The following is a 12,604-nucleotide window of genomic DNA, read 5'->3' as shown; positions in this document are numbered from 1 at the left end:
CCGTCTGAGGCGTAGTCAAAGCCCAGTTCCCGCTCACCGGCATAGGCCGCAGGATTCATCTGCCAACCGGCGGCGCCGTGCGTGCGCGCGGGGAAACCGAAAATCTCCTTGAAGCGCGTGGCGGCCCGGTGCATTTCTCGCTGCGTCCAGGCCGCGCTTTGCCCGGCCACATGATCCTGCCAGCGAATATGATCCCAGCAGTGAATCCCCACCTCATGGCCGGCATCGTGTACTGAGCGCAGCAGTTTGGCTTCGCGGCGACCGATGTCCGGGCCTGGCAGCAAGGTGCCGTAGAGCAGGGTACGCAGGCCATAATGTTCGAGCACCGAGGTGCGCGATACCTTCTGCAGAAAGCCCTTGCGAAACACCCGCGTGATCGCCCGACCGGTATGGTCAGGACCAAGGCTGAAAAGAAAGGTGGCGGCGGCCTGGTGCCGGTACAGAATGTCGAGCAGGCGCGGCACGCCCTCACGGGTGCCACGCCAGGTATCGACATCAATCTTGAGGGCGAGCAGTCTGGCGGTCATTTGATTACAAACACATTGGTTGAACCTCTTTTGACGCAGAGATCGCAAAGACGCAGAGTTCGCAGAGAAATTCGATTAATTAACCAAATCCTTGGCGTTGGCCAGCTGGCTCCGGTAGTAGTCAAAGATTCCCTTGAGGGCGTCGGCCATGGTCACGGACGGGGACCAGTCCAGATCACGCCGGGTGTTCTCGATCTTCGGCACGCGGTTTTGCACATCCTGATAGCCCTTGCCGTAGTACTCGCCGGACGTCGTTTCCACGACCTTTACCTGAGCTAGTCCTTCGGCATATTCTGGATAGTTTTTGGCCAGTTCGAGCATCATGGTGGCCAGTTCGCGGACCGAGTAGTTGTTGTTCGGATTGCCGATATTGTAGATTTGGCCGCTGGCGATACCGTCCTTGTTTTCGATGATCTTCATCAGCGCGCTGATCCCGTCATCAATGTAGGTGAAGGCGCGTTTCTGGTTGCCGCCGTCGACTAGCTTGATGGCTTCACCGCGCACGATATGCCCGAAGAATTGCGTGATGACGCGGCTGGAGCCTTCCTTCTTGGTGTGGATCGAATCGAGGCCGCCACCGATCCAGTTGAACGGACGGAACAGGGTGTAGCTCAGTCCTTCCTGCTGACCGTAGGCGGCGATCACGCGATCGAGCAGTTGCTTCGAACAGGCATAGATCCAGCGCGGTTTGTTGATCGGGCCGTAGATCAGTTCGGAGTTTTCCGGATCAAACTCACTGTCCTTGCACATGCCGTACACCTCGGAGGTGGACGGAAAGACCACGTGTTTCTTGTACTTCACGCACCATTTTATGATCGGCAGATTGGCCTCGAAATCGAGCTGAAAGACGGAAAGCGGTGACTGCACATAGGTTGCCGGCGTCGCAATCGCAACCAGGGGAAGTATGACGTCGCACTTCTTGACGTGATACTCGATCCACTCCTGATTGATCATGATGTCGCCCTCGAAGAAGTGAAAGCGCGAGTTACTCATGAACTCACCGACCTTGTCGGCGAACATGTCCATGCCAAAAACATCCCAGTCGGTCGTCTCCAGAATGCGCTTGGTCAGATGGTGGCCTATAAAGCCGTTTACGCCGAGAATCAGGATTTTTTTCATGGGTGATCTCTGGTAATAAGAATTAGTAGGGAAGGGGCAGCGGCCAGTCATCAGTAGTGCGCAGGGATGAGCCAGCCAGTTCGGCCTCAAGGACGTGCAGAACGCCGCCGCCGGCAGGGTGTATCTCGATGCGATCGGCGCGCTGCTGCAAGGTGCCCGACTCGGAACTGACGCTCAGTTCGTCAAGCACCCGGGTGCGCCACAGGATCAGCCGGCCGGCCGGAAAATCGCTAAAGGCTCCTGGATACGGCCGGGACACGGCACGCACCAGATTGTGGATCTGGCGTGCATTCTGTCGCCAATCGATACGGCCATCTTCGGCCTGTCGACCACCAAAATAAGCGCCCTGTGACAAATCCTGCTGGCGATGTAGTGCCGTGCCGGCAAGCAGTTGCGGCAGTGTTCGGTAAAGGCACAGCTCGGCGGCCACCGTTACCTTAACGAATACCTCCTGCGCCGTGTCGTCAGGCAGGATGGGGACGGCAAACTGGTCGATAATCGGCCCGTTGTCCGGCTTGACATTCATCTGGTGCAGCGTTGCTCCAGTCTCCCGCTCGCCGCGCAACACCGCCCAGTTCACCGGTGCCCGCCCGCGATATTTCGGCAGCAGCGAGCCGTGCAGGTTATAGGCGCCGCGCCGCACTGCTTGCAGCAGCGGCGCCCGTAGCATGTGGCGATAATAGAAGCTGAACAGGAAATCGGCGCCAAGCGCCGCCACCTGCGCTTCGACCTCGGGCGTATTGGGGTCGCTTGGCGTGATACAGGGGATGTTGTTGTCGATGCACAACTGGCGTACCGAAGCGAACCAGATATGTTCCTGCGGATTATCCTCGTGCGTGACGACCAGCCGCACATCGACGCCGCCAGCGAGCAAGACGCAGAGGCAGCGGACACCGACATTGTGATAGGCAAAGACGACCGCACTGCTCATTCTTCCCCCTGTTGCAGTATCGCGGCAATCAGATAACGCGGACGGTGGCGCACTTCCTGGTAAATTCGGCCGATGTATTCACCCAGCATGCCGATGCCGAAGAGGGCAATGCCAAGCAGGAAGAAGGCAATCGCGAACAGGGTGAACAGCCCGCCCTCCTCGGGACCGAGAATCAGGCGCCGCGCCAGCAGGTAGGCGACAAGCAGGCCGGATCCGAACGAAACGAGCATGCCCAGCATCGAGAAAAATTGCAGCGGCACGACTGAAAAACCGGTCATCAGGTCGAAATTTAGCCGGATCAGGCTATAGAGCGAGTATTTCGATTCACCGGCATAGCGCTCTTCATGGCCAATGATCACCTCGGTTGGATTTTGCGCAAACGAATAGGCCAGTGCCGGAATGTAGGTGTTCATCTCATTGCACTGATTGATGGTATCGACGATACGTCGGCTGTAGGCGCGCATCATGCAGCCCTGATCGGTCATCTGGATGCGCGTAATACGTTCGCGCAGACGATTCATGGCGCGACTGGCGGCATGCCGCCACCAACTGTCGTTGCGCTGGCGACGGATCGAGCCGACATAGTCGTAGCCCTTGTCCATTTCGGCGAGCAGCAGATGAATGTCTTCAGGCGGATTTTGCAAATCGGCATCGAGGGTGACGACACACTCGCCTCGGGCATGGGCGAAGCCAGCCAGAATGGCGCGGTGCTGGCCAAAGTTGCCGTTGAACAGAATAACCCGCGTCACCTTTGGCCGCGCGTGATACTGCGCGGAGAGGATGGCCGCCGATTTGTCCTGGCTACCGTCATTGATGAAAATGATTTCGTAGTTTGCCCCGAGCGCATCAAGAGCCGGGTACAGTCGGGAAAACAAGGCGGTGAGCGTGGCCTCCTCGTTATAGACCGGAATCACAACGCTCAGTCTGGGAGTGCTCATGCGCTCTCTCCGGCAGCGCCCAGGTCACGCAGCACCCGATCCAGCGCCAGGGCGACGCGCTTGACATCGGCATCCTGCATGGCCGGGAAGAGTGGCAAGGTCAGAATGCGCGACGCCACCGATTCTGTGTGCGGTAGTGCTTGCGCAGCCAGGCCCAGTTCGCGATACAGCGTCATTAGATGAATTGCCGGGTAGTGTATGCCTAGCGCAATGCCCGCTTCGCGCATCAGGCGGATGACGTCCGCGCGTCGCGCCGCCAGTCCGGCAGGCAACAGCACCTGGAACATATGCCAGTTGCTGTGCACGAAGTCGGCCGGCGGCAGGTTCAGAGGCAATCCGTCCAGGTGTGCAAAGTAGAGTCGGGCCAGTTCACGCCGGCGCTCGATGAATCCATCGAGCCGCTTGAGCTGCCCCAGACCAATGGCGGCGGCAATGTCAGTCAGGTTGGCTTTGCCGCCCAGCAGGTCGCAGTCGTAGGTGCCGTCGGCGTTGCGGCTGACCCCTTGCAGCCGCAGCTTTTCAAACTGGCTGGCTTCCACTTCCGAATTCATGACCAGGCAACCGCCTTCGCCGGTGGTCATGTTTTTGTTTGGGTGAAAGCTGAAGGCCACCAGATCGCCAAAGCTGCCGAGCTCCCGCCCATGCCAGTGCGCCCCCTGGGCCTGGGCTGCATCCTCGATGACGCGCAGTCCATGCTTCCCGGCGACGGTGTAGAGCCGATCGCGATCGACCGGAAATCCGGCCAGATCAACCGGAATGATGGCGCGGGTGTGCGCCGTAATGGCGGCATCGATCTGCGCCATGTCAATTAGGCGGGTTACCGGATCAATATCGACGAAGACTGGCCGGGCGCCAACGGTCAGGATTGCATTGGATGTCGCCACCCAGCTTAGCGAAGTGGTAATGACTTCGTCGCCGGGGCCAACGCCGGCAATACGCAGGGCAAACTCCAGCGCGGCAGTCGCCGAACTGACCAGGCGAACCGGTCGCCCTCCGGCGCGCAGTGACAGGGCCGCCTCCAGTTCGCTGCATTTCGGGCCGGTGGTTAACCAGCCGGAGCGCAGAACATCGCCTACCGCAGCGATGGTTTCTTCATCGATATCCGGTCGGGTAAAAGGTAATAGAGTCAGGGGTAAATGGTCCATCAGCTCAGCTTCTCGCAACGATAATGACACCGACAATAATCACGGCAATCCCAAGTAAACGCTGGGGCCCCACCGCTTCGTCAAACAGATACCAGGCCAGCCCGGCATTGATCACATAGCCGATTGACAGCATCGGATAAGCGATACTGACCTCAACCCGTGACAGGGCCAGGATCCAGACCACCACACTGACCACGTAGCAGCATAATCCGCCAATAATGGGCCAATTGGTAGCCAAAGCGCTGGTCACCGGCCAGGTGTTGTCCAGGGAAAAATCAAAATGCCCCAGTTGGCGCACCCCGGCCTTGAGCAACAACTGGGCAAAAGCGTTCAACAGAACTCCGAACAGGATCAGTGAAAACTCAAGCAGTTTCATGGCTTGATCACCACCATGCGCCGGACGTCCTGATACACCGGTTGCATCGCCACCCCCTCCCGTTGCAATTCCTCGAATGTCTGCTCCTCAAGCATGGCCATGGCATGCGGTGCCGCTTGCCAGCGCGTTATGAATTTGTTCAGCGTCGGGATGGCTTTGTCCGGCTCGGCCTGTTGGCCAAAGGCGAATTCATCTACATAGTCCACCTGAATCACCGGTCGGCGCAGATAAAAAGGAAAGGTCTGGTCATAGGTGCGCACGGAAAAAATTTCCATATCCGGGCGTAGATGGTGTCTGATTTGTTCGACCAGCCCTTTGCTGCTTTTGAGCTGACCAAAGGAATTATGCCCAAGGCTGGCCATTGATACACCCCACAGGCTTCCGGCAGCGAGCAGCATGATAGCAGGCAAGGTTTTCCCCTGGTCGAGAAAATACCAGGCCAGTGCCGCGCACAACAAAAATCCGACGCCGCCCAGCGCCAGATAAATTGCAAGATGCTGCATGACCGGCAGGGGCGAGGCGTCCGACGCAAATTGGTCAATGAATGGATAGGCGCAGGCCAGCAGGCCCCAGACGAGCATTGGCAGGCACAGGTGTTTTTTCAGCTCGGCGGACCGGATTCTGGACAGCGTTTGACCAAGCAGCAAAGCCAGGGCGGGGAACATGGGTAGGATATAAGAAGGCAACTTGGAATTGGATTTGCTGAAGAAGGCAAAGACAAACAGCGCCCAGATCAGGATGAAGCGCTCGGCCTTGAATTGCGCTCCCGGCCAGCGTGGGCAGGCTTCGCGCACGAGGCGTGGCAACAGCGAGATCCAGGGCAGGAAACCGACTAGCAGTACCGGTACGAAGTACCACAACGGACCTTCGCGGCGCGCTTCATTGGTCAGGAAGCGATCGAAGTGCTCGTGGATGAAGAAGAAGTGGGCAAAGCCGGGGTTGCGCTCTGATACCAGCCAGAACCAGGGCGCCGCCAGCAGCAGGAAAATGCCGATCCCCGGCAGCCATTGCATGCGCCGCCAGACGTCCCACTGCCAGTTGGTCAGGCTGTAAAGCACCAGCGTGCAACCCGGAATCAGGATGCCGATCAGGCCCTTGGACAGCGTCGCCGCGGCCATCGCCGCCCACGCCAGCCACGTACCGTAGTGCCGCTCAGCGGGCGAGGCGCCGTCCTGCTGCGCCCAGACGAAGGCGCACAGGGTAAGCGTCAGGAAGAAGGTCACCCCCATATCAAGGTTCAGGAAATGACTGTTGGCAATCCCCCACACCGAACCCGCCATAACCAGCGCGGCAAACTGCCCGCAGCCCCACAGGCGGCGCGCCGTCAGTCCGACGGCCAGGACGGACAGGATGCCGGTCAGCGCGGGCCAGAAGCGGGCGGCGAATTCGTTGATGCCAAAGACGAGGAAACTCAGTGCGCCCATCCAGTACTGCAACGCCGGCTTTTCAAAGTAGAGAAGGCCGTTAAGGCGTGGCGTTACCCAGTCGCTACTTTGCAGCATGCCCAGGGACAACTCGGCATAGCGGCCTTCATCTGGGTGAATCAGCGCGCGCTGGCCCAGGGTGGCGAACCAGAAGATGACGAAAATCAACCAGAAAAGCAGAAGCCCATGTTTTGGCAGCGAGTCAGGATTCTTCAGAGCCACGCAGGACACCTTGCATGAAGCGCGGTGATGATGGTCAGGCGGTACTGATCAGGCTCGCTCATTTGAGATCAGCGAAACTAGAGCCGAGTCTGGCCGTTCCATACCAGCTCAACAACGCCTGAGGCTCCTCATCGCTAGTAACCCAGGGGGCAAAGTCTACCGTTTCAATCGGAGTGTACGGCCCATGCTTGATTTCAAAAATCACGCCACCGGTATCAAGCGAGAGGACGGCATGCCATTGCCCGGCAGGGGTTTCCAGGGCGGCAGTGTCCTCGCCGAGCACGGCGCGGCCGGTGACAACCCCGGCCTTGTCAAAATGCAGGACGACAAAGCGCCCGCGCACGGGGAGCAGCAGTTCCCAGGTCTGCTGATGGCGGTGCGGACGAATCAGCGTCTCGGGCTCCATCGCAATGGCCAGTCGCTGGACCGGGTCCGTCAGCATTTCATGCAGATTCAGATTGGCTCGGCGCCGTGGAGCAGCCTGTGCTGTCCTGGCCAGTGCATCGAGCTGGGATGCGGAGATTTGTTTCATTTGTCGCAGCAATCATTCAGAGTGAGCCAAGGCGCGATTTTAACCTGTTGCACGCAACAGCCCTCGTGCCTGGACAAAAATCGCAAGTAAAACGGGCGAACTTTCAACCCTTCATTTTCCAGTTGCCCTCCATATCTGTTTGATAGTTGTCGGCGGCTTTGACGGAAACAGTCTGCCTCTCTGTACCGTCCTGCGACTTGATGGTGAGACCGGTTGAAATTTCGGTGCTCAATGTAATGGCCACAAAGCCGGGATTCATCCAGGACCAGAACTTGTTTATTTCGGCATCGACGACGTAGGTACTGTCGGTGGTCTTCTCTTTGCTGTCGACGATTCGGTAGCCCTTCTCGACAAAGGCCTGGCGAATGGAAGCAGCGGTCAGCAACTCGACGGTTTGCCCTTCTTTCAGCAGGATGTCCTCCAGCGCTTTGCCAAAGCCATTTCTTTTTCAGATAAGAAAAAACAACAAAGGGCTAGGTGTTTTCCGCTGTCTTTGATTATAATGTCCGGCTAAGTTTGTAGCCTGTCGATCTTTGAAACTAGGATAGAGTTAATGCCCGCCATTCGTCTGAAGGAAAATGAGCCGTTCGAAGTAGCCATTCGGCGTTTCAAGCGCACTGTTGAAAAAACTGGTCTGCTGACCGAGTTGCGCGCGCGCGAGTTCTACGAGAAGCCTACTGCCGAGCGCAAGCGCAAGCTGGCCGCCGCTGTTAAGCGACATCACAAGCGCATGCGCAGCCAGACCCTGCCGCCAAAGCTTTTTTAACACCGGATTGCAGATTGCCAATCAGCCGCCCGTTTCGCGATGGACGGCTTTTGGCATTTATGCTCTGGCTTCTGCTAGCCGCCGTACACCAAGGAGATTCGCGATGACCCTGAAAGAGCGCATCAACGAAGACATGAAGGCCGCCATGCGCGCCGGCGAAACGAGACAGCGCGACGCCATTCGCCTTCTGCTGGCAGCAATCAAGCAGAAGGAAGTCGATGAGCGCATCGCACTTGACGATGCGGCCGTCGTCAGCGTCATCGACAAGATGCTCAAGCAGCGTCGCGACTCCATTACTCAATACGCTGCCGCCGGACGTGAGGATCTGGCCGATGGCGAACGTTTCGAAGCCGATTTGCTGACCGCCTACATGCCCGCTGGGCTTTCCGATGAAGACATTGCCACAGCAGTGGCGGCGGCTATTGTCGAATCTGCCGCCGCCGGCCCCGGTGACATGGGCAAAGTGATGTCCCTGCTCAAGCCGAAACTGGCCGGGCGTGCCGACATGAGCGAGGTTTCAAAGCGAGTGAAGGCGGCGCTGGCGTCGCAGTGAGGCGACAGGAGGCAAAATCGGTGTTGCGGTTTTCCGCCTCACGGCAGTCATGATTCCCGAATCCTTCATTCAGGAACTGCTGCATCGCGTCGACGTCGTCGACCTGATCGACGGCTACGTTCCGCTCAAGAAAGCGGGCGCTAATTTTGCGGCGTGTTGCCCGTTTCACAACGAGAAATCGCCCTCGTTTACCGTCAGCCCGAGCAAGCAGTTCTACCATTGCTTTGGTTGTGGGGCGCACGGTACGGCCATCGGTTTTCTCATGGAGTATTCCGGTCTCGGCTTCATCGACGCCATCAAGGAACTGGCCAACAAAGTTGGCCTGCAGATGCCGGAAGACGAAGGCCGGAGGTCGCATGACGGCCCGAAAGTTACCGCGCTGACCGAGGTCATGGCGCGCGCGGCAAAGTACTACTACGAGCAGTTGAAGCGCTCCGAGAAGGCTGTCAATTACCTCAAGGGGCGCGGTGTCAGCGGCGAAATCGCCCAGAAATTCGGCATCGGCTATGCGCCGGAGGGATGGCAGAATCTTGGCGCCACATTCGAGGATTACACCCTTGCCGAGCTACAGGTGGCTGGTCTGGTCATCAAGAACGAGCAAGGCCGTCTTTATGACCGCTTCCGTGACCGGGTGATGTTCCCGATCATGAACCAGAAGGGTGAAGTGATTGCCTTCGGCGGGCGCGTCATGGGCGAAGGCGAGCCCAAGTACCTAAATTCGCCGGAAACACCGCTCTTTGAAAAAGGGCGCGAAGTATTCGGTCTGCCGCAGGCGCGCGCGGCATTGCGCGACAAGGATACGGCGATTGTCGTCGAGGGCTATATGGATGTGGTGGCGCTGGCCCAGCACGGGATTGGCAATGCGGTGGCGACGCTCGGTACGGCGACCACGGCAACTCACGTGCAAAAGCTTTTTCGCCAGGTCGATCGCATCGTCTACTGTTTTGATGGTGACGCAGCCGGCCGCAAGGCCGCCTGGCGGGCGCTGGAAAATAGCCTGGAAGTGCTGCCCGAGAAAAAAAGCATCGGTTTTGTTTTTTTGCCCGAGGCCGACGATCCTGACAGCTTTGTACGCGACCAGGGCGCGGAGTCTTTCGAGCGCATGATCACGCAGGCCATGCCGCTTTCCGAATTTCTGTTGCGTGAACTGGCGTCCCATTCCGACATGACCAGCGCTGAGGGACGAGCCAATTTGGTGGCCGAGGCCAAACCTCTGCTCGGCCGCTTGCAAACGCCATTATTGCGACTACAGTTGGTTAAGCGTTTGGCTGAAGCCAGCGGGTTCTCACAGCCCGAGGTTGAACGTCTGTGCGACTTACGGCCGATTGCCCGGGCCGCGCCGGCGCGGGTGCCCAGGCAAGCACCGTCGTTATTGCGGCCCTTGTTGCGCCTGTTGCTGCAAAAGCCGGAACTGGCCAAGGGTCTGCCGCTTGGTGCACTGGCACCCAATTTGGCGGAAGCACGTGCGGTGGAGCATTTGTGTAAAACGATTCTGGCGGCGGGCGATCCGGCGCCACCGTATGCGGTTTTGCTGGAACGTTTGCGTGGCAGTGAAGACGAAAACATCCTGCGTGAAGCGGCGGCTGAACTGATGCAGCAGCCCTTTGCCGAAGAGGATATCGATGCCGAGTTTGATGGCGCAGTCAAACGTCTGGTTGAGGGTGAAAGTAAGCGGGCTTTTGCCAACTTGCAAGAGAAAGTGTACAGGCTCGGCGTTGCCGGGCTGTCGGGCGAAGAGAAGCAGCACTACTTGCAGGCCCTGAGCGCCAGCGGGCGGGTCGGCTAAAGCAAGGCAAGTTGTGATACAATTCGAGGTTTTTCCAATACAACGCTAACCGGGAATTGGTCATGGCAAGGGAAAAGGCAATAAGCAGTAAGTCAGCAAAAGCTAAAGCAGCCGAGCTGTTGGCACAACTTGGCGGTCAGCCTTCACCGATTGATGATGAGACACGCAAGACGCGCCTCAAAACATTGATCAAGCTGGGCAAAGAGAGGGGTTTCCTGACCTACGCTGAAGTCAACGACCATCTGCCGGATGACGTCGTCGATGCCGAGCAGATCGAAAACATCATCAGCACCTTTAATGACATGGGTATCCAGGTCTATGACGAGGCGCCAGATGCCGAGACGCTGCTCATGTCCGATGCTGCGGCGCCGGTGGCCGCCGACGATGCTGATGTGGAAGAGCAGGCTGAGCAAGCGTTGTCTACCGTCGACTCCGAGTTTGGTCGCACGACCGACCCGGTGCGCATGTACATGCGTGAGATGGGCTCGGTCGAACTGCTAACACGCGAAGGCGAAATCGAAATTGCCAAGCGTATCGAAGACGGCCTCAAGCACATGATTCAGGCCATTTCGGCCTGCCCGACCACGATTGCCGAAATCGTTGATTGCGCCGACAAGATCGCCTGCGACGAGATGCGCATCGACGAGTTGATCGATGGTCTGATCAACTCTAACGCCGACGAAATCATCGAAGAACTGGCTGAAGACGAAGAAGCCGAAGTCGAGGGTGAGGAAGCCGAAGACGTCGAAGCGGCTGAAGGTGCTGCTGCTGCAGCGTCCCTGCTCAAACTCAAGGAAGAAGGTTTGGAGCGCTTCAATGTCATCAAGTCGCTCTACGTCAAGGCGCACGGTGCTCTGCTCAAGAAAGGCTCGCAGGATAAGGTCTATCTGAAGCTCCAGGAGAAAATCTCGGAAGAGATGATGGGCATTCGCTTCACCTCCAAGACCATCGAGCGCCTGTGCGAATCGGTGCGTGGCATGGTCGAGGAAGTTCGTGGCTGCGAGCGCAAGATTCAGCGCATTTGCGTCGATACCGTGCGCATGCCGCGCCCGCATTTCATCAAGGTCTTTCCAGGCAACGAGCTTAATCTCGACTGGGTCGACGCCGAGCTCGCATCGGCCAGCAGCAAAGCCTATGCCCCTGTTCTGACGCGCAATGCTCCCAACGTCAAGGAAGAGCAGAAAAAACTACTGGCCCTGCAAGACCGCATTGGCATTCCACTCAAGGAACTGAAAGACATCAACAAGCAGATGTCCACCGGCGAAGCCAAGGCACGTCGCGCCAAGCGTGAAATGACCGAAGCCAACCTGCGCCTGGTCATCTCGATCGCCAAGAAATACACCAACCGCGGCCTACAGTTCCTCGACCTGATTCAGGAAGGCAATATCGGCCTGATGAAGGCGGTGGACAAGTTTGAATACCGTCGCGGCTACAAGTTCTCGACTTACGCCACCTGGTGGATCCGCCAGGCCATCACGCGCTCGATTGCCGATCAGGCGCGCACCATCCGCATCCCGGTGCACATGATCGAGACGATCAACAAGATGAACCGCATCTCCCGCCAGATTCTGCAGGAGACCGGTCTCGAAGCTGATCCTGCGACGTTGGCCAAGAAGATGGAAATGCCGGAAGAAAAGATCCGCAAAATCCTCAAGATCAGCAAGGAGCCGATCTCGATGGAAACGCCGATCGGCGACGACGACGACTCGCATCTTGGCGACTTCATTGAGGATTCGGCGACGCTTGCCCCGACCGATGCGGCGCTCTTTTCGAGCCTGCGCTTCATCACCAAGGACGTGCTCGACACCCTGACCCCGCGCGAAGCCAAAGTGCTGCGCATGCGCTTTGGCATCGAAATGAATACGGACCACACGCTGGAAGAAGTCGGCAAGCAATTCGACGTCACCCGTGAGCGTATCCGCCAGATCGAAGCCAAGGCCCTACGCAAGTTGCGTCACCCGTCGCGTTCAGACAAGCTGCGCAGCTTCCTCGACAGTGGCAGCAGTTAAGCCTTTTCGGGCCTGTAGCTCAGTTGGTTAGAGCAGAGGACTCATAATCCTCTGACATCTCAACCGAGCATTTTCAGTGGCCCTTGTGCAGCAAGGCTTCCAGGCCGATTTCGGCTGACCTGGAAGAGCAGTAAAACAGTCGTCTGGTCCATTTCTGGTCCAGCTTTGGAGCGGACGACAAACTGCCGACACACCCCGATTGGGGCATGCCGGTAGAATTGCAGTTTCGGGCCTGTAGCTCAGTTGGTTAGAGCAGAGGACTTAGCGAGATGAGCC

13 protein-coding genes and 1 tRNA gene are annotated in these 12,604 nt (G+C 58.0%); 5 read left to right on the top strand and 9 right to left on the bottom strand.

The features are described 5' to 3' along the window. From Q1J43_RS10860 to Q1J43_RS10820, 9 genes are all read right to left on the bottom strand, one after another. The coding region (locus Q1J43_RS10860; protein WP_301102516.1) for a polysaccharide deacetylase family protein at window positions 1–527 on the bottom strand (527 nt) is incomplete at its 3' end. 75 nt (window positions 528–602) lie between these two features. After that, window positions 603–1,646 (bottom strand): bifunctional UDP-4-keto-pentose/UDP-xylose synthase, encoded by a 1,044-nt coding sequence (locus tag Q1J43_RS10855; RefSeq protein ID WP_301102515.1) that lies wholly within the window; start codon window positions 1,644–1,646, stop codon window positions 603–605. A 22-nt stretch (window positions 1,647–1,668) separates the two neighbouring features. After that, entirely contained in the window at window positions 1,669–2,577 is a 909-nt protein-coding gene (locus Q1J43_RS10850; protein ID WP_301102514.1) for a formyltransferase, read from the bottom strand. After that, a complete protein-coding gene (locus Q1J43_RS10845; protein ID WP_301102513.1) occupies window positions 2,574–3,515 on the bottom strand; it encodes a glycosyltransferase in 942 nt (313 codons plus the stop codon). The genes Q1J43_RS10850 and Q1J43_RS10845 overlap by 4 nt, the downstream gene beginning before the upstream one ends. After that, window positions 3,512–4,660, bottom strand: a complete 1,149-nt coding sequence (locus Q1J43_RS10840; protein WP_301102512.1) for a DegT/DnrJ/EryC1/StrS aminotransferase family protein — start codon at window positions 4,658–4,660, stop codon at window positions 3,512–3,514. The genes Q1J43_RS10845 and Q1J43_RS10840 overlap by 4 nt, the downstream gene beginning before the upstream one ends. 4 nt (window positions 4,661–4,664) lie before the next feature. After that, window positions 4,665–5,036, bottom strand: coding sequence for an SMR family transporter (locus Q1J43_RS10835; protein ID WP_301102511.1), 372 nt, complete (start codon window positions 5,034–5,036; stop codon window positions 4,665–4,667). Then, window positions 5,033–6,682: a phospholipid carrier-dependent glycosyltransferase gene (locus Q1J43_RS10830; RefSeq protein ID WP_301102510.1), complete on the bottom strand. Its 1,650-nt coding sequence runs from the start codon at window positions 6,680–6,682 to the stop codon at window positions 5,033–5,035. Before Q1J43_RS10830 ends, Q1J43_RS10835 begins: the two co-directional genes overlap by 4 nt. Before the next feature lie 58 nt (window positions 6,683–6,740). Further along, window positions 6,741–7,214 carry a WbuC family cupin fold metalloprotein gene (locus Q1J43_RS10825; protein WP_301102509.1) on the bottom strand — a complete coding sequence of 158 codons (474 nt, stop codon included), beginning with the start codon at window positions 7,212–7,214 and terminating at the stop codon, window positions 6,741–6,743. A gap of 103 nt (window positions 7,215–7,317) precedes the next feature. Next, entirely contained in the window at window positions 7,318–7,599 is a 282-nt protein-coding gene (locus Q1J43_RS10820; protein WP_366141882.1) for a hypothetical protein, read from the bottom strand. Window positions 7,600–7,767: 168 nt separating this feature from the next. On the opposite strand from Q1J43_RS10820, the gene rpsU reads away from it, so the two are divergent. The 5 genes from rpsU (at window position 7,768) to Q1J43_RS10795 (ending at window position 12,436) form a co-directional block, all read left to right on the top strand. Next, window positions 7,768–7,980: a 30S ribosomal protein S21 gene (gene rpsU / locus Q1J43_RS10815; protein WP_294270876.1), complete on the top strand. Its 213-nt coding sequence runs from the start codon at window positions 7,768–7,770 to the stop codon at window positions 7,978–7,980. A 103-nt stretch (window positions 7,981–8,083) separates the two neighbouring features. Next, window positions 8,084–8,533, top strand: a complete 450-nt coding sequence (locus Q1J43_RS10810; protein ID WP_301102508.1) for a GatB/YqeY domain-containing protein — start codon at window positions 8,084–8,086, stop codon at window positions 8,531–8,533. A gap of 49 nt (window positions 8,534–8,582) precedes the next feature. Then, window positions 8,583–10,319 (top strand): DNA primase, encoded by a 1,737-nt coding sequence (dnaG, locus tag Q1J43_RS10805; protein ID WP_301102507.1) that lies wholly within the window; start codon window positions 8,583–8,585, stop codon window positions 10,317–10,319. 62 nt (window positions 10,320–10,381) lie between these two features. Continuing rightward, the gene (gene rpoD, locus Q1J43_RS10800; RefSeq protein WP_301102506.1) at window positions 10,382–12,328 is read left to right on the top strand and encodes an RNA polymerase sigma factor RpoD; all 1,947 of its coding nucleotides are present in this window, start codon (window positions 10,382–10,384) and stop codon (window positions 12,326–12,328) included. Between the two features lie 8 nt (window positions 12,329–12,336). Then, window positions 12,337–12,436, top strand: a tRNA-Ile gene (locus tag Q1J43_RS10795). Window positions 12,437–12,604: the final 168 nt, after the last annotated feature.

The sequence above is a fragment of the Propionivibrio sp. genome (assembly GCF_029255185.1).
In the GTDB taxonomy this organism is placed as follows: Bacteria; Pseudomonadota; Gammaproteobacteria; order Burkholderiales; family Rhodocyclaceae; genus Propionivibrio.
Note: the sequence above shows the minus strand (reverse complement) of the source record. Positions and strands in the feature narration are given on the sequence as shown.

What these genes read in the sequence shown, in the direction of transcription:
- Q1J43_RS10855 (WP_301102515.1), bottom strand. Translation starts at nt 1,646, where the DNA reads ATGAAAAAAATCCTGATTCTCGGCGTAAACGGCTTTATAGGCCACCAT.
- Q1J43_RS10850 (WP_301102514.1), bottom strand. Translation starts at nt 2,577, where the DNA reads ATGAGCAGTGCGGTCGTCTTTGCCTATCACAATGTCGGTGTCCGCTGC.
- Q1J43_RS10845 (WP_301102513.1), bottom strand. Translation starts at nt 3,515, where the DNA reads ATGAGCACTCCCAGACTGAGCGTTGTGATTCCGGTCTATAACGAGGAG.
- Q1J43_RS10840 (WP_301102512.1), bottom strand. Translation starts at nt 4,660, where the DNA reads ATGGACCATTTACCCCTGACTCTATTACCTTTTACCCGACCGGATATC.
- Q1J43_RS10835 (WP_301102511.1), bottom strand. Translation starts at nt 5,036, where the DNA reads ATGAAACTGCTTGAGTTTTCACTGATCCTGTTCGGAGTTCTGTTGAAC.
- Q1J43_RS10825 (WP_301102509.1), bottom strand. Translation starts at nt 7,214, where the DNA reads ATGAAACAAATCTCCGCATCCCAGCTCGATGCACTGGCCAGGACAGCA.
- rpsU (WP_294270876.1), top strand. Translation starts at nt 7,768, where the DNA reads ATGCCCGCCATTCGTCTGAAGGAAAATGAGCCGTTCGAAGTAGCCATT.
- Q1J43_RS10810 (WP_301102508.1), top strand. Translation starts at nt 8,084, where the DNA reads ATGACCCTGAAAGAGCGCATCAACGAAGACATGAAGGCCGCCATGCGC.
- dnaG (WP_301102507.1), top strand. Translation starts at nt 8,583, where the DNA reads ATGATTCCCGAATCCTTCATTCAGGAACTGCTGCATCGCGTCGACGTC.
- rpoD (WP_301102506.1), top strand. Translation starts at nt 10,382, where the DNA reads ATGGCAAGGGAAAAGGCAATAAGCAGTAAGTCAGCAAAAGCTAAAGCA.